This is a genomic window from Sinomicrobium endophyticum, assembly GCF_052983315.1.
Genome location: NZ_JBRKIS010000055.1, coordinates 1 through 17,092 on the forward strand (window position 1 = coordinate 1; position 17,092 = coordinate 17,092).

9 protein-coding genes are annotated in these 17,092 nt (G+C 45.0%); all 9 read right to left on the reverse strand.

The window, feature by feature from the left end; all coding sequences use genetic code 11:
• The coding region (locus ACVBDU_RS20750; protein ID WP_514372390.1) for a phage tail-like protein at window positions 1-923 on the reverse strand (923 nt) is incomplete at its 3' end.
• A gap of 320 nt (window positions 924-1,243) precedes the next feature.
• A complete protein-coding gene (locus ACVBDU_RS20755) occupies window positions 1,244-2,098 on the reverse strand; it encodes a helix-turn-helix transcriptional regulator (RefSeq protein ID WP_447181609.1) in 855 nt (284 codons plus the stop codon).
• 426 nt (window positions 2,099-2,524) lie between these two features.
• Entirely contained in the window at window positions 2,525-3,961 is a 1,437-nt protein-coding gene (locus ACVBDU_RS20760) for a tetratricopeptide repeat protein (protein ID WP_447181610.1), read from the reverse strand.
• A gap of 569 nt (window positions 3,962-4,530) precedes the next feature.
• The gene (locus tag ACVBDU_RS20765; RefSeq protein ID WP_447181611.1) at window positions 4,531-4,671 is read right to left on the reverse strand and encodes a hypothetical protein; all 141 of its coding nucleotides are present in this window, start codon (window positions 4,669-4,671) and stop codon (window positions 4,531-4,533) included.
• Window positions 4,662-4,865, reverse strand: a complete 204-nt coding sequence (locus ACVBDU_RS20770) for a hypothetical protein (RefSeq protein WP_447181612.1) — start codon at window positions 4,863-4,865, stop codon at window positions 4,662-4,664. The genes ACVBDU_RS20765 and ACVBDU_RS20770 overlap by 10 nt, the downstream gene beginning before the upstream one ends.
• Window positions 4,866-5,355: 490 nt before the next feature.
• Window positions 5,356-10,581 (reverse strand): LamG-like jellyroll fold domain-containing protein, encoded by a 5,226-nt coding sequence (locus tag ACVBDU_RS20775; RefSeq protein ID WP_447181613.1) that lies wholly within the window; start codon window positions 10,579-10,581, stop codon window positions 5,356-5,358.
• Window positions 10,582-10,913: 332 nt separating this feature from the next.
• Window positions 10,914-11,939: an IPT/TIG domain-containing protein gene (locus ACVBDU_RS20780; protein ID WP_447181614.1), complete on the reverse strand. Its 1,026-nt coding sequence runs from the start codon at window positions 11,937-11,939 to the stop codon at window positions 10,914-10,916.
• A gap of 65 nt (window positions 11,940-12,004) precedes the next feature.
• Window positions 12,005-13,786, reverse strand: a complete 1,782-nt coding sequence (locus tag ACVBDU_RS20785) for a RagB/SusD family nutrient uptake outer membrane protein (protein WP_447181615.1) — start codon at window positions 13,784-13,786, stop codon at window positions 12,005-12,007.
• Between the two features lie 12 nt (window positions 13,787-13,798).
• Window positions 13,799-17,002, reverse strand: coding sequence for a SusC/RagA family TonB-linked outer membrane protein (locus tag ACVBDU_RS20790; RefSeq protein ID WP_447181616.1), 3,204 nt, complete (start codon window positions 17,000-17,002; stop codon window positions 13,799-13,801).
• Window positions 17,003-17,092 lie beyond the last annotated feature (90 nt).

Sequence of the window (17,092 nt, forward strand, 5' to 3'; positions counted from 1 at the left end):
CCATCGCCATTATCCGTTACCGTGGTGGTGTTCCCATCGAAAGTTACTACGGTGCCATCGGCTGCAGTGTGGGTGAAGGTGCCATCGCCGTTGTCGACCAAAGCATCGCTGTTGGCTGTGATCGTGTTGATGATCTCGTTATAGATGTCGCCTTCGTTCTGGATGTTTTCTACTACATCGCCTACTACATCAACCGTTACACTGGTACCGTCGGCATTGGTAATCGTATAGGTGCCATCGCCATTATCCGTTACCGTCGTGGTGTTCCCATCGAAAGTTACTACGGTGCCATCGGCTGCAGTATGGGTGAAGGTGCCATCACCGTTGTCGACCAAAGCATCGCTGTTGGCCGTGATCGTGTTGATGATCTCGTTATAGATGTCGCCTTCGTTCTGGATGTTTTCTACTACACCGGCAGGGATATCCACTATCGTCTCCGTCCCTTCTTCATCGGTATAGGTATAAGTGCCATCACTGTTGTTTATCAGGGGGGTCAACGTTTCGTTGGCCTGGACAATCTCCTCGATATTGACTACCTGTGTATTGCCATTTTCATCTATATAAGTAAACTCGTTAGTTACGGGATTAAAAACCATAACGTTGTCCGGAAGGTCTCCTCCCCCGATCGCATCCGCGGAATTAATAACCCGGAGCCATTTGTCTTCATACCAATAATAATAACCGGGTGAAATGTCTGCCGCAGTAGTGGTATTAAATACCAAAAGGCTGTTTACATTTCCATTGGCTATGGTCATGGCATCTGTGCTGCTGGTCAAAGCTACCCTTGGAATAAGCATTCCTTTATCAGAAGCAACAACATCCAATTGTGCTGAATTGTCCGGCATTGGTGTTCCTATACCTACCTGGGCATACAATTCAAAAACACAAAAGCTAAAAATCAAGAGTAAAAGTATTCTTTTCATATGTGCTTAATTTTAGACATGTTTAATAATTAACTAATTCACTATATCAAATAATCAGAATGTCTTTGTTTTCCCGATCCGTCACTAATAAAGTGTCACTTACTTTATTTGGACATTATAACCAGAAGAGGGGTAGCCAGTTTTCCATACAGGTTGTAAACACATTTTTGGTTTCTATAGAATCGCGCAAATGTTTTTATGAAAGTTTTAAGCAGATTTTCTTTTATAAAATTGAAGAAAATATTCCAACGACACTGTAAAAACAGGGTTGCAGATGTACTACACTTCTCATTTTATGAGTCTTTGTCGTATAAATGCGATTACAAATTTCGTATCCACGAATAAAGATCTTCATCTGACGGAACATTGAGTTTTTTTCGAAGGCGGTACTTCTTTATCTGCACTGTTTTAGGCTGTACAAATGTGTATCGGGCTATCTCTTTGGAGGAAAAATTAAGCCAGACCATAGCGCATAAATTCAGTTCGGTGTTCACCAGCTTTGGATTTATGTCCAGTAGTTTTGTACATACCTCGGGATATACTTCCTGAAATCGTGTCAGAAAGGAGGGGGCATTTTCTTTTGCCAGTCCCACTACTTCTCCGAATGCGACATTGAGTTTTTTCCGAAGTTCCTCACTCTCCATTTCCTTTTGCTGTATCAACATGTCTTTTTCAAGTATTAATTGTGTATTCTTGCTTTTCCTCTTTTCATAATATATTAATACAAGGAGGAGGATTACTATACATAAAATCATTATTCCCCAGGAAATGTAATGTAATTGAGGTGTAACTTTCCGATATTTTGCTCCCTGTTCTTTGGTAAGTTCTATTGACGGGAAACCTTCCTTTTCCACCCGGATATTGTCGTTAGACCATGTATCTTTTACGAGATATCCGCTTATCTCTCCTTCCGGTTGTCCCGATTCACACAGAAGGATTCCGAGATACAGGTACCCCCGGGCAATTCCTTTCCTGTAATCTATTTCCTCGGCCATCCTGATCGCCCGGATATTTAAAGCCATAGCCTCTTCATACCTTCCATCCAGCCTGAGAGCTTCCGTTTGATAAAGTAACAAGGTATCTATCTGGCTCCTGGAGTATTGTTGTCCGTTTCCCGTAGCAGGAAAGAGAAAACATAATACGTTGATGTATATGCATTTGTATATATACCGCAAAAACATCTATTTAGTGTTATCAGACTCATATCGATAAGTTGCAGCCTATCCGTATGTCAGAGTACATTATTCTCCATGAGTCTTTGATTAGGTTTGTTTGGTTTGATCGGGATAGTTCCAGGTATTTTCCCGGGTTTTATGGTTTATTTTTATAAATGGGGTAATGTTGCACGAGCATGAAAATCTCTTTTTGAGATATTATATTATTTTATGGTTTTCCCGGGGTTCATATGGGTCATCTTATCCGATGTATGTTTACCTCCGGAATATCTTGTCAGCCCGGTACTACGGGGACAGGATATCCTTGATCAGTTCTGGTTTATGTCTCAGTTAAAGGTGAAGAAAATATTCTACAGATGTCGCAAAAAGAGGGTTACAGATGTACTACATCTCTCATTAAGACACTTTTTTTACAACCGGATAAGGTTACAAATTCCTCATCCATAAAGAAATATCTTCAGTAACCGGAATACCTATTTTTTTTCGAAGACGGTATTTTTTAACTTGTACTGTTTTGTGTTGTACAAAGGTATAACGGGCAATATCCTTGGAGGAAAAGTTAAGCCAGATCATGGCACATAAAGTAAGTTCGGTCTTTACCAACCCGGGATTTATGATAAGTAGTTTTTTACATACTTCGGGATATACTTCCTGGAACCGCGTCAAAAAACACGGAGCATTTTTTTTTGCCAATGATACTACTTCACTAAATGCGACATTTAGTTTCCGCTCCAGTTCTTTCTTCTCTATTTCTTTTTGTTTGATTATCGCGTTTTTTTTTACCAGTAACCGCACCCTTTCTTTTTGGTTTTTTCTATAGTAAATCAATAAAAAAAACAGCACTGAAAAACAAAAAGTAGCTAATCCCGTCGTGATATATTGCAGTCGCTTTTTGGTAGATTTATACTCTTTCTCCTGCTCTTCCAGGAATTTTTTTATCAGAATATTGATTGTCTTTCTTCTTTCCAGGTCCATACTATCACTTATCTGTGTATACTTTAATAAACATTCATGTGATTTTTCCCCATTTCCCAGCAATTCGTAAACCTCGGATTGTAATTTATAAGACTTGCGAATCTCCTTTGCCCTTTTTATCTGCCTGGATATGACAAGTGACCGCTTGTAATAGTCTAAAGCAGTTTTGTATTCTCTCTTGTTTTTGCACAACCTCCCCCTGTTTAACAGGTAAACCGTCATGTCATACTGGGAATGTTGCCCTGTATGGATTAAGTTCCTGGCTTTGTTTAAATAATAATCGGCGGAGTCATTATTATGTCGGACCATCAAATGATGATAGGCCAGAACCGAATATTCAAACAAAGAAGGATTTGCCTGCGATGCTTTACGCAAGAAAAACAATGCGGAATCCATATCACCATGCTCGGAAAGAGATACCGCTTTGTTGTGGTAAAGAAAAGCAAGAAGCTGTTTATTCTTCCCATTGGTACTCCTAAAGTGCGAGATGCCCTTGTCATAACATTCTATAGCTTTTTCACTTGCGCCTAATGCCATATAATTCCTTCCGTATTCACCAAAAATACGCGCCTTTATCTCCGGATTCTTTGCTTTATATTCATTCATTTCAGACAGATTCAAGTACCTCAGACTCTCTTCGTGCCTGCCAAGTGTACTGAGAACATTAGCTATGTACAGATACCCATAGGCCACTCCTTTTTTGTAGTTGAGTTGTTTGGAAGCCCGGATCAATTCCATGTTTAGCATCATGGCCTCTTCGAATTTGCCTTCTTTTCGAAGTGAATGTGTCTCGTTCTCCCGGATGCTATCTATCTGTTTTTCTGCATATTGTTGCTTGGTTTTTATAAACGGGAGAAAAAAAATTAACAGTAAATATTTAAAAATCATTTTTTAGGGGTGTATTATAATAATATCAATAAATCTTAAATATCTGTTAAAATTTCAACATACAAAAGATACTTTCGATTATTAATTCCGGATCGGGTATCATGAGCATTCCGGTATCGGGATAAGGGTATTCCAACGAGTAAACCTTAACTCATTTCGATGCAGAGTCCTTCGATATCCCGAATTATCGGGAACAGGACAGGCGTTGGAGATAAGCCCTGTTTTTGGAGCATGTTTAAAAAGAATTTAACAAAAAGAAGCCCCTGCCGGGAACAACAGGGGTATTTGAACCGGAACATACCTGCATGGCCCGGGATACAACAAGAATTATTTGAGTATACTTCTACATTATCCCATGCCCCGACAGGTATTTAATGAAGTAATCTTATAAGAGAAAAGTCCTTGAAAACGGCGGTCATCCATCCGTTAAATCCACGAAGTGTGAACTCAAGTAACCTCTTATACCACATACTTAATCAGCATCACGTTTCGTTATGAGTCTATGGCATAAGCAGTAGCATTTTGCCGTAATATAAATCTCCGCTAAACACTTCTTTTTTTTAACATTTCTACGGATGGGAATCCTGTAGCGCTATTATAGCCGGCAAGGTTAAAGGATACGGATTTCCACTGTTTCCCGGATATCCTTTCTCTATGAGAAATTGTACCACGTAAGGTTCTATATAAAAAGAATCCGGCGCTATTTCCATAAGGCTTTTTTTTCCGGCTCTCCTAAGGGCGAAGGATGAACTACAGTATCCGTAATACTCATTTTGCTTCGATTCCAGAAATAATGCACTTCTTCCCCGGTAAATCGGGCGTCTTCTGCATGGTCTGCCGAAAGTGTTTTTACTATAAACTGTTTGCGGATAACAATGTCATAGCGATTAAGGGCATTCAGCATATCCCTGCACTTTTGAATAATAGCAGCCTGTTTTTCATAATTCGTGAATGTCCCCAGTTTATCGGTTTCTAATTGGTTAAGGTAGTTTTTTCCTGCCTCACTGCAAGATTGGCCCTTAAAAAAAGAACCGTCCTTTTACAGACAGTTCCTTTAATTTAAAGCTTTATTCTACCTTATTCAAGGCTGTACCACACATTTTATTTTGGTGTTTTCCACAAAAAATGAAGAGGTATAGAACCTGAAAGAACAACAGCCCTTCCAGGTATATTTTCTATACCTCTTTTATCAACTAACTACTAACTACTCTTTGTTTTCAGAAGAGTTCAAAAGAGCCTCAGGGAGCAAAATGTTTCTCCTGTTGTCTCGCCCTCCGGCTCTTTACCACCCGGACTATTTATGAGAAAAATAGTTTTACACTGCAATTTTAAGTTTCCCCGGCGAAAATGGGTGACAATTATCCTCCACAACAGATAAATCGTGGGTCTTCTGTCTAATTCTTGATTATTTTTCTTGTGGTAACGCTGTGTTCACTCTTTATTTTTAGGACGTAGATTCCTCCTGGCAACCCCTTTATATCCAGAATCTGTTCTTTTTTATCGGTAAACTCCTGAGTTTTTACTAGTTGCCCAGTACTGTTAAAAATTTGTAACGAACCATTGGTTTCCGGCGCCTCTTTTGCCGTAATGGCAATAAAATCATGTGCGGGGTTGGGATAGATAATAAAGTGATCTTCTTCCGTTGACATTGCATTCACAGCAGTTTCTGCGCTGCAAGTACCCAGGTGCCCTCCATAGTCCAGCAAATAAGCTACTGCCAGCGACTCAACGCACAATTTATTGTTGTGAAAACAAACCTCCACTTTACGCCCCCATTTCCCGCAACCGACATTGACTTCCGCAATACTGATCTGCGTTGTGGCACTGCATCCTTTTGCATCGGTAATCGTTACCGAATAGGTTCCTTCGGCACTTACGTCAATGGTTTCGGTATTTTGTCCCGTGTTCCACAAATATGTATAATTGCCTTCACCTCCGAAAGCATTTGCCCGGATGGTAAGCGTCTCTGCAGGGTCGTAACCCGGGTAGATGGTATTTGGTACTACCGAGGACGTTCGATCCATAGCATAGGTATCTGCTATATCTACTGTTAAGGGAGGATTTACGACTATAACGGTAGAATCGACGCTATGATTCCCCTGAATATCCATAGCTGTCCAGGTAATTGTCGACTCACCAACATTAAAGTTACCGCTGGCATCAACACCTGTTCCTTCCCTGGTCGTACTTCCGCTAACGGTGTATTTAACTTCATCAATCCCGCAATTATCTGTCGCAACCAGTTCGGGGACCGAATAGGTTTCGGTATCATCGTAACAATAAAACTGTTCGGCCGGGGCAACAACGGAGGGTTTCAGGCTATCCAGTACGGTAATCGTTGCCGTTGATGTACTGCTATATCCCATATCATCCACACCTGTCAGGGTGACTTTTACCGGAGCTTGTACATGAGAACAGTCAAAAGTTGTTATGTCCAATGACAGTCCGAGATCGCCCCGGTAGCTTTCCGAACCGTTGTTAACCTGTTCCGGAGTAATCACTGCCTGGCCCTCTTCGTTCAGTGCTACAGTTATATCCTTCGCCAGAACATAAGGCGGCAGTTTCATGGCATCCAGGATTTCAGTAGCGGACAAGGCCCTGTTGAATATCTTGAATTCATCAATAGCACCTTTCAGGTGCGGATCCACCGTATTCTGCCCTTTTCCCAGGTAGTTATTGGTAGTGTTACCCAGGTCTGAAGGCCGTTTGGTGAAATCGGTACTGGAAGCTACCGGCTCTCCATTCAGGTACATTGTTGCTGTATCCTCACTCAGAGTCACCGCTATATGTGTCCAGGTACCCGGTTCCCAGGTATGATTATAGGATAACTTCGGATATCCGTTCCGGGTCTTAATGGCAAACCGGATCCCTTCACCGGAAGTCGAGGTCTTCGGGGTCAGGAACATGGAATTGTCGTTCTCGGTGCCAAAGTCAAAAATGCGGGCCCATGTTGCCACTTCATCTAAACGAACCCAGGTACAGATGGTGAAGTCATTTATCTCCGTCATAATTCCTTCGGGAAGGGTTGCGTATGATTCGTTTGTACCGTCCAGGTGAACGGCATTGTCTGCCGTACCTTCGCCCCGGCCTGCACCACTCTCCAGTGTACCGTCCAGGCCTGACCAGGAATCGGTGGCGATATTGCCTTCGGTCTCATCGAATTTGAGGTATATATATTTGTGGCGATTTGTACTTACCCAGGTGGAATTTACCGATTCGCCATTTGAATTCACGGCGGACACCACATAAAAATAAGTGTCCTCTTTCGTATAACTTTCTTCGTAAGAAGTTGTAGTAACTTCTGCGATGGTATTGTATGGCCCCTCCCGTGTGGATGCTCTTTTAACGTTGTAGGAAGTAGCTGTTTCACCGGCGGACCAGCTTAATGATACCATATTTTCCGCAATGTCAATGCCCAGGTCTTTCGGTGAATTCGGCGGTGCCAATTCCTGATAAACAGAGGCTATTTCCAAAGCGTCCAGGGCTTTGCTGTATATCTTGAATTCATCTACGGTCCCTTTTAAAAGCGGGTCCGGCCACTGGGATTTCCCGATCCAGTTTTGGGCAGTGTTCCCGAGGTCTGAAGGACTGAGGGTCATATTCTCGTTACGGCCAACTTCTTCCCCGTCAACATAAAGGATCACTACGTCACCTGATTGGGTTACTGCCACGTGATGCCAGTCCCCAACCGAAAGTACCGGGGAACTGTTGATCTGCTGATCGATGTTGTCCTTCCTGATGGAATAACGTACCGTGTTGCTGCTACTTCCCGGGCTTAAAAACATATACGTATCTGTTCCCGAGCCAAAATCGAAGATACGGCCCCAGGTGGGGTTTTCGTCCAGTTTTACCCAGGTACTGATGGTAAAATCGTTCACTCCGGCCATAAGACCAGCGGGTAATTCAACATGAGAATCACCGGAGCCATTGAGTAAAATCCCGTTGTTTACAATACCTTCACCCCAGGTGGCCCCACCTATGAGCGTGCCATCCGTATCGGCCCAGGTATCGGCCGCAATACTGCCTTCGGTCTCATCGAAAGCCAGATAGGCGATTTTTCCGGGAGTGGCGCTTACTTCTTCGGAATCCTCTGATTCTCCAAGTTCATTTACAGCAGATATCACATAATAATAAGTGTTGGAATGATTTACGTCGATATCACTAAATGAAGTGGTACCCGGGCTGGCAATAATTGTATAGGGGCCACCGCTTACTGTCGCCCGCTTTACATGATAGCTTGTTGCACTTATACTTGCATTCCAGGAAAGATTGATCTGCTGTCCGGATACCGACTCAGCAGTCACTTCTTCAGGTGCCGGTGCAACAGCTAATTCAGGCGCAGCATCTACCTCCAAAGAGTTGACACTTTCTCCGGAAAGATTAGCTGCTGATATTACATAATGGTAGGTAGTCCCGTTCTCCAGACCATTATCTGTATACTGATTGACATTCAGGTTTGTAGCTACCACTTCGTAGGGACCTCCACTGGTTGTAGAGCGCTTCAGGGTATAGCTGGAAGCACCGGTAACCTCATCCCAATCCAGCATATTCCGGGTATTACCGGGTGAGGCAGTAAGGTTAGCAGGCGCATCCGGCACATTACTGTCAAGTCCTGTAATAGCAACATGATCATACCGGGTAGTGTTCAGGGAAGTGGTATTTCCGGAGCTGTTGAAGAGCCCTACATAGACATTTGCACCCATTTCAATGGTACGGCTGCCTACTTCAAACCACTCCTCTTTATTGTTGGACTCATATACGGTAAAAGTATTTCCTGTCCGGGAAATCCTGAACCATATTTCGGGACGCCAGGTGTAGCGGTTTCCGCCTATCCATTCCATATTTGCCCCTGTTCCGGTACGCGCACCCATTGCAGCGACACGCCAACCCACATCACCTATTTTCATCAGTACGGTCCTGGCATCAGGGTCCAGGGATTCACGGATCATGATCCCTGTTTTTTGCACGCCTCCAAAGTCGGCTATCCTCGCGGTGAGCGTTACATCTCCTGAAGCGACCCCATAGGTAAATCCCAGGGCATCGGAAGTTCCGCCGATGACACCTCCTCCCTTGGTGATAAAGGCGTGGCCGGTATTAACCTCGGCATAGACAGCCTCTCCTTCAATGCTCAGGTTGCCTATGTCTGCTCTGGCCCAACCTGCAGGCAACTCTTCTCCCTCATCTTTAGGAATAGCGACGATCTCTTCTGAGTCGGGCCCCTCTCCTGTCTTATTATGAGCGGATACCACATAATAGTATGTGGTGCCATTCTCCACATTGGTATCCGTATATACCGGGTTGGTACTCCCACTTCCTCTTGATAATTCTTCATATGGTCCGCCGGGGGTAGTAGAACGCTTAACGACGTACCCTATGGCGTCCATGCTTTCGGGTGCATTCCAGCGCAGTTGTACCCTGCCGATGCCTTCATTTGCGATGAGCCCCTGCAATTGTCCCGGAGGTGCCGCAAAGTCCGGGGGTGAATAATCACTGTCCAGGGTATAAGTGAGCGTCCCATGCCCCAATTGGTCATTAGTACTCCCGGCTAATCTCATGATCTGCGCCATGGCCCTGACATGGGGTGCCTCCAGTCCCTGTTTCACCACGTAATGGTTATAGACGATTTCCCAAACGGGCTGGTCAAAATATCTTCCCAGGGCATTGATGGCTACCCAGCGGTGCCTGCGGTTGGAACAGCTGTTGTACTCTTCAAAAAACGGGGCTTCGAGCGAAAGTGCGCCGGTACGGGCCACGTATTCCGCTCCCTTTAGAAAACGGTTGTTGTCATAGCCATACAGGTCCACTCCCTGGTTCCAGGCCAGTTGGCAGGTATTGGCCATCAACCCGATACCGAGCATGCCATGGGACTGGTCCCTTCCGGATTCCTGCCATTGGCCGAAGTTTCCCTGAACAAAGGGGACAGCGTTTTGGATACTTCCAGCCCCGATCCCATTCTTGAAATACGCAATGCCTTCGTTGAAAATATCCCGGTCATCCACAAGGATACCTATGGCAACGAGCGCAGAAATATTGTTCAGGTCCCAGTTTGCCCAATAATGCGTAGGGCAGGCACCGCGATGGTTGGTCAGGAAATCGTGGCTTACAGGATAGAAATACTCCTTCATCATGAACTTGAATTTCTCAAAGTCTTCCGGAGCCCAGCCCTCATAGAGCCTCATGATCTCCGCTCCTATGGCCATTGCTGTAAAACCGATACCTCCCAGCCCCAGTATATCCGTGTTTCCTCCCGAGGGTATCTGGTTGACGGTATTAGCGTAGGCATTGTAAATGCTTATGGCCTTTTCCGCATGGGCTACGTCCCCGGAAATGTACCAGCGGAGAGCGTTCAGGTAAGCCGCCTGTGCGTCCCTGTTCATGTTCTGCCGTTGGTTCGCATTTTCCCGGACACCGCCGGATATACCATAAGTGGAACTCGATTTCCAATCGGCAACCAGCGCATTCCAGCCTTCTATCCACGGGCTTTCTCCGGCAGCGACTTTTGCTTTCATACGGTCCAGGTCTTCCTGTGTGTGCAAACCTCCGGGATGCACAAATTCCTGCGGGAAGAGATTCCCAGCCAGGGCAATGGAAAACAATAAGGTCAAAAAATACTTTTTCATGGTTGATTTACTTTAAGAAGTTGGGTTGAATGTTTTGGTTAGTTATGCTTAGAGCATGTTTAAAAAGGATTGATTGTAGCGAACCTGCCTGGCCGGCAGGAAATGATGATTTTTGTTCCATATGAAGGCTTTTTTGATCCCGATGATTATCGGGAGCATAGCCGTAGCTATGGGGCGAGAAAAAGACAGGACCGAACGTTAAGAAAACAGCCAGTGGCTGTTTTTAGTGAAGGGGCCAGGTGGCGCGTCGGCAACAAAAAGGGCATTTTTTAGCCAATTGAATTCTTTTTAAACACGCTCTTAATACGGTTTAATTTATAAAAAGGTTATTTCTAATTATCCGGCACTCCATAGAATTCCAGTTCGGCAACATTGCCATAGCCGTTACCACTGTAATAGTAGATATACCTGTAACTTTCTCCCCCGCTATCCAGGGCTATCTCGGAATATTCCGTGGCGGAAGGAACTTCTGAAATGGTGTATAAAGAGGTATAGTTATTGATATAGTCCGGATCATTAGACACCCTGATCTCTCCGCCTTCCATTCTCGAAGGATGCGAGGCTCGCGGAAAATACCGAACCCGGGTAACGAAAGCCTGCTTGCCTTCCCCCAGGTCAATACCGGCATAGCCTTCGGCCGAAGCGGCATCGACAAAAGTTTCCGTATTTCCGTCAAAAGCAGCAGAAACATAGGTATCGGGATTGTCACCCCAGGAACTTTCATGACCGAAAATACTTCCTGTCAACTGAACTTCACCTATCAGGAAAAAAGGGCCTTCTATGGTTTGGGAATCCACATATATACGTATGGTCCCTGAAGTTCCCTCCGGCACTACAACCCGGATCTCCGAATCCGTGACTGACACTACTTCTGCAGGAATATCGCCAAATGTTACACTTATTATATCCGGGTCATTGCCAAAATTGGCTCCTGTCAGCGACAGGATTTCTCCGGGATCGGCACTCTCAGGGGACACACTGAACAGTTCGGCTCCCGGGATATATTCAAAATCATCTGAAGTCACTTTTTTATGTGTCCATACCTGAACAGTGATCGGTCCGCTTTCGACTTCTTCAGGGACTGCCACAACGATTTCCGTATCGGAATAACTGATAATTTCGCCGGTTTCCGTGCCGTTAAATGTAATATTCGCAGCTTCGGGAGCGTCACCGAAATTCGTTCCGGAGATCGTTATAGGGGTAGTGGGACGACCGGTCTTCGGATTAAAATCGCTCAACATTATCTCGGGATAGGTCACTATATCCGGTTCAAATTCGGGTTTGCACGATACGGCCATGATAAACCCGGAGGCCATTGCCATAAATCCCGGTACATATTTTATAATTCTTGTTTTCATTTTGTACGACTCTTTATTAGCACTCCCAAACGTCATGATCCGGAAGTGCCTGGATTTATTGATCTTTAATATCCCGGATTCTGCAGGAGGGTTCCATTCAAATTGATCTCCTCTACCGGAATGGGAAGCAAATAATCGGAACGAGACCAGCTTCTGCTTGCTTCCGGATCCACTACTATGGCCCTTAATGGCCCTTCACCGGTGTACTCTTTTACGGCTTCTCCATATTGAAAAGACGATGCTTCATACAATTCCGGATTGTTTTCATAATCGGTACCTTCTATAACGGGCCCGAAAACGGGTTCGTTCAATTTCTCTTCGGCAATGCCCCATCTCCTCAAATCGTTATACCTGCTGTTTTCCTGAAACAACTCTACCGTTCTTTCCCTTCGTATTTCTTCAAGAATATCCAGGTTATTTACAGTTGCCAGTCCATTTGTGAGCGGAGCTACACCGGATCTTTCCCGCACCAGATTAAGCGACTCGTTCAATTCGGCATCCGTGATCGATCCGTTGCGTTCATACAAAGCCTCGGCGTAAATCAGATATACCTCTGCCAGCCTGATATGCGGAAAATCGGACGACTCTGTGTTTGCTTCCCGGTAATTGGGATAGTCATAGGATCTGAACTTACGGTTCCAATAATAACCGGGCATTGCTCCATCTATAAGTGCCGGTGTTTCTTCCACAATTTCCACCTCTTGTTCATTTGTGCCGGCATATGCGTATAACCTGTAGTCGCGGTTGTACAATTGCTGGTAATTGTTTTGATACCCCTCGAATAAAGGCGATTTGTCTATAGGCAACCCATCGGTACAGAGAAACATATCCATAAAATTCTGATTTACCGAAGAGTAATAGGAAGCGTGGCTGATATTAGTCCCGCCCCGGCGTAGGGTATAGTCATATTTACTGTAGAATATAAACTCCCTGTTGGTGGACTTGTCCAATCCGGCCGGATTGGACCCGCCATCCTCCAGGTTAAAGAGATAGTACATGGTCAGATTGTTCAATTCTCCATTGTAATTCCACAACTCAAAACCACCGTTATCCATTACATCTTTTGATAGTACAATTGCCTGGTTGAGCATTCCCTCTATGGAAGGATATCCTTCCGGCTTTGCCGATCCCGCACCTATCCCCATGCCGTCTCCGTCGGTAGTGGTACCTACATACTTTTCCCAGGTTGCTTCAAACAGAAGCGCTTTGGCCAAAAATGATTGTGCTGCTTCCTTGCTTATATGGCCTTTATCCGAAGTACCGATACTTGTCTCCCTCGGCAACCCTTCGATAGCTTCTTCCAGATCGTTTTTTACCTGACTAAAAACTTCATACCGGGAATTCCTTTTTCCTATCAGTTCGGGAGAATCTATATCCAATACAGCGGTTACTACAGGTACGCCCCCGAATCTTTGAAGGAGGAAGAAATAATGATACGCCCTGAAAAATCTGGCCGCCGCTACATATTCGGCGATTTCTTCGGGGGCTCCGGCATAATCATTGGCCTTTTCCAATAAGATATTATTCCCCCTGATATGTTTATAGGAATCTGTCCAGACAACATCTGTATTGGAAAGTGTTATATTCCCTCTCCCGTAATTGGTAAAAAACAGGTTCAGGTCAGCCCCCCTGTCCAAAAGGAGCTGTTGGGCATTGCCTCCATCGTGCCAGTTCCAGGCCCATAGATTACTGTAAAAAGCGTTGGCAGCCGTCCTGAAATGATCGGCAGTCTGGTAATAAGACGATTCCGATAGGGCGTCCGGCCTTTTCAGGTCCAGAAATTCATCTTCACATGCTGTTAAAATCAATATTCCGGACAACATAAGTATGTAATTGAACTTTTTCATCTTTTAAATTTTTTAGAATGTCATATTCAGACCAATTGAATACGTTCTGTTAAATGGATAAGAGCTATGGCTGCTGGCGCCAAACTCAGGGTCCCAGCCATCTTTTACACTCGTAAATTCAAACAGGTCGTTTCCTGAAAAATATATCCGGAACCTGTCCATAGCGTAATTTCCGATTTTCAGCTTGTTGAACGTATAGCCAAACACCAGTGTTTTCATCCTGAGGTAACGGTTGTTCTGCATCATAAAGTCATTATTTCTCCAGTTCCAGCCTGCCCTGCCCGATTGTGCGGTCAGCCTGGGATAAGATGCATCCGGGTTCTCTTCTGTCCACGTTTTGCCCCGGTAGGCTGTTGTCTGATTATTCCCTACCGTACTGAACGGAAAGCTCATATGATCGGTTCTTACTATGTTTTGATTAAGCACTCCCTGAAAGAAAGTACTGAAGTCAAATCCCCTGTACTGCATCCCTATATTTATACCATATATATAGTGCGGGGCGGCATCTCCCATATATTTCACATCGCCATTACCGTCTATTGTATTTCCGGAACCAAGGATAAGACCATTGCCGTCCAGGTCAACTTTCTTCGTATCTCCCGGGCGTAAGCGGACAGACGCATTATCGACTGCCGGAATCTCTCCTCCATTGCCCACTTGTTCATAATAAGCTTCCACTTCCGCCTCACTGGCAAACAAGCCATCGGTTTGATATAAGAAATAGGAATCCAACGCATATCCCTGGACGGTCGAATTCAGACCGGCATTGTAACTGCTCACCCCTTCCATGCGAACCAGTTCATTCCTGGTGTCGCTCATATTCACGGATACATTGTATTTGAGGTCGCCTATTTCAGACTTCCAGGCCAATACGGCCTCCCATCCTTTCACTTTCAACACTCCGCTATTTGTTTTTGGGACATTTCCTCCTAAAATATCGGGATAGTTCACAGCGATCAGCATACCATCGTTCTTCTTGGTAAAATAGTCAAATGACCCTGATAGCCTGTGATCCAAAAGTCTGAATTCAATCCCGTAATTGGCCATTCCTATCCGTTCCCAGGTACGGGTAAGACTAGTAAGGCCACTAACCCATGCAGCAGTCTGATTACTGGCCTGCACACCAAAAATAGCCGTTCCCAGGGTTATAGCAGAAGCATAATCGTGGTTGCCTATGCCTACCTGTCCCCCCATCTCGCCGTAACTGGCTTTGAGCTTAAGAAAGTTCAGCGCGGGAATATTCCGCATAAACGGTTCTTCCGTTACTACCCAGCCAACGGAAGCCCCACCGAAGTTGGACCAACGATAATCGGGGTGAAACTTTGAAGACCCGTCCCTTCTGCCGGTAAGCTCCAGCAGGTATTTGTCTTTATAACTGTAATTGAAACGTCCTACATACGAAAGGAAACCCCAGTTGGAAGATCCTCCCGCATTGGTTACATTGTTATCAAGCGATGCCACGTTTAAATCATAAATGCCATAATCCTCGAAACCTTCTCTGAATCCTTTCAGGTCATCGGTCTTTCGCAATTCGGCGGTGGTCCCCAGCATCATAGCAAAATTGTGATCGGTCCGGAATGACCTGCTGTAGTTGAGAAAAGCTCCGTAGTTCTGGTAGCTGATATTATTTTTTTTCTTCTCAAATGAAGAATTGGGGTTCACGGACTCCGGTGCCAACTCACCGAACCAGGTGTACATCGGTACATTGATCTTATATACTTCCTGGTCCCAGAACTCTTTATCCACACTGGCCGTGGCCCTGAAATTCAAATCATCAGTGATATCTACCGTAGCTGCCAGGTATAATTTCAGCTGATCTGCATAAGATTCGTTCCGGCCACCCTCCATGGCATTGGCTACGGAATGTCTGTTCCCGGCAATACCAAAATTGGCATACCACTGGCCATAGGGATTTTTGGAAGGGAATAACGGGGGGTCATTGGCCAATGAAGTAACACCAAGCCCTCCCGAAGGAGCTGAGATATGGGACCTGAAGTAAGATACCCCTGTTTCGAGTTTTATCCGGTCAGAAAGCTGATAATCGTGATTAAACCTCAGGTTATATTGTTTTTTGCCATCGTAGGAAGGTTTGAGGTTACCTATATTTTCGGCATATCCGGCAGAAAGCCGGTACCTGGCCCTTTCCGAACCGCCCGAAATACTCAGGTTTGTTTGATGAGAATAAGATGTCCCGTACATATCATCAAAGCGGGAAGCATTACCGAGATAAATATCTCCCCAGTATTCCGTGGTATATATACCGGGCCCTTCGGTTTGCATTCTCATGAGGGTTTCCCTGTTTCTCCATCCCCAATACCAGGCATTGTCCCCATCCTGATCCGTGGCTTCCATAAACATCCCGGCATATTCTTTCATTCCGGGTGCAGCGGGTCGTATGCCAATGGTATTTACACGGAAATTACTGGTGAGGTTCACTTTGATCTTTCCGGCGGAACCTCTTTTGGTCTCCACCAATAGAACGCCGTTAGCGGCACGGGACCCATAGATAGAAGCTGCCCCGTCTTTCAGGACACTTATAGACTTTATATCGTCAGGATTCATGTTATAAAAAGCATTGTCATTCACCGCGGGCACTCCATCAATAACGATGAGTGGCGACCCGCCATTTACCGATGTAACCCCCCGTATTTGCAGCTTGAGGTCTTCATTACCGGGCCTGGATGTAGTACGGGTTACTACCAAACCCGGTGTTTGCCCCTGAAGGGAAAGCGCAGGGTTGGTAACGGCCCGGTCTTCAAAGACCTCCGCATCTACCTGTTCTATAGCTCCCGTAAGTGTCGCTTTCTTTTGCGTACCATACCCCACCACTACAACTTCCTCCAATTGGGCAAGGTCTTCCTCCAATGCCACATCCATAGTATTTTGATGGTTTACGGGAATTTCTATGGTCTTAAATCCTACAAAAGAAACCTTCAATACGGCATTGGCAGGATCGTCCACCTCTATTTCGTAATTTCCGTCAAAGTCAGCCACCACTCCTGTTGAAGTTCCCTTCACCATTACTGTTGCCCCCGGCAAAGGCTGGCCGTCGGTGGCCGAAGTTATTTTTCCGGTGACTTTCGAGAACATCATCCCCATACCCCGGCGAATGTCATCGGGATGTGCATACAGGCTGCCAAACATGCTACATAGCCACAAAATACCGATGAGCCCCCTCATCCGTGATCTTGCTCTGGCGAAATCATTTTTTTCCATAAAAAATTTAATTTTGGTTTTCTTCTCTCCCTTGTTCCACTATCACTTCACCATTAATTTATCCCGAAGAGGACAAGGCAGTGACCCGCA

Excerpts from the sequence above, each read along its gene's own strand:
- ACVBDU_RS20760 (WP_447181610.1), bottom strand. The coding sequence starts at position 3,961 with ATGATTTTTAAATATTTACTGTTAATTTTTTTTCTCCCGTTTATAAAA.
- ACVBDU_RS20765 (WP_447181611.1), bottom strand. The coding sequence starts at position 4,671 with ATGGAAATAGCGCCGGATTCTTTTTATATAGAACCTTACGTGGTACAA.
- ACVBDU_RS20770 (WP_447181612.1), bottom strand. The coding sequence starts at position 4,865 with ATGCTGAATGCCCTTAATCGCTATGACATTGTTATCCGCAAACAGTTT.
- ACVBDU_RS20775 (WP_447181613.1), bottom strand. The coding sequence starts at position 10,581 with ATGAAAAAGTATTTTTTGACCTTATTGTTTTCCATTGCCCTGGCTGGG.
- ACVBDU_RS20780 (WP_447181614.1), bottom strand. The coding sequence starts at position 11,939 with ATGAAAACAAGAATTATAAAATATGTACCGGGATTTATGGCAATGGCC.
- ACVBDU_RS20785 (WP_447181615.1), bottom strand. The coding sequence starts at position 13,786 with ATGAAAAAGTTCAATTACATACTTATGTTGTCCGGAATATTGATTTTA.
- ACVBDU_RS20790 (WP_447181616.1), bottom strand. The coding sequence starts at position 17,002 with ATGGAAAAAAATGATTTCGCCAGAGCAAGATCACGGATGAGGGGGCTC.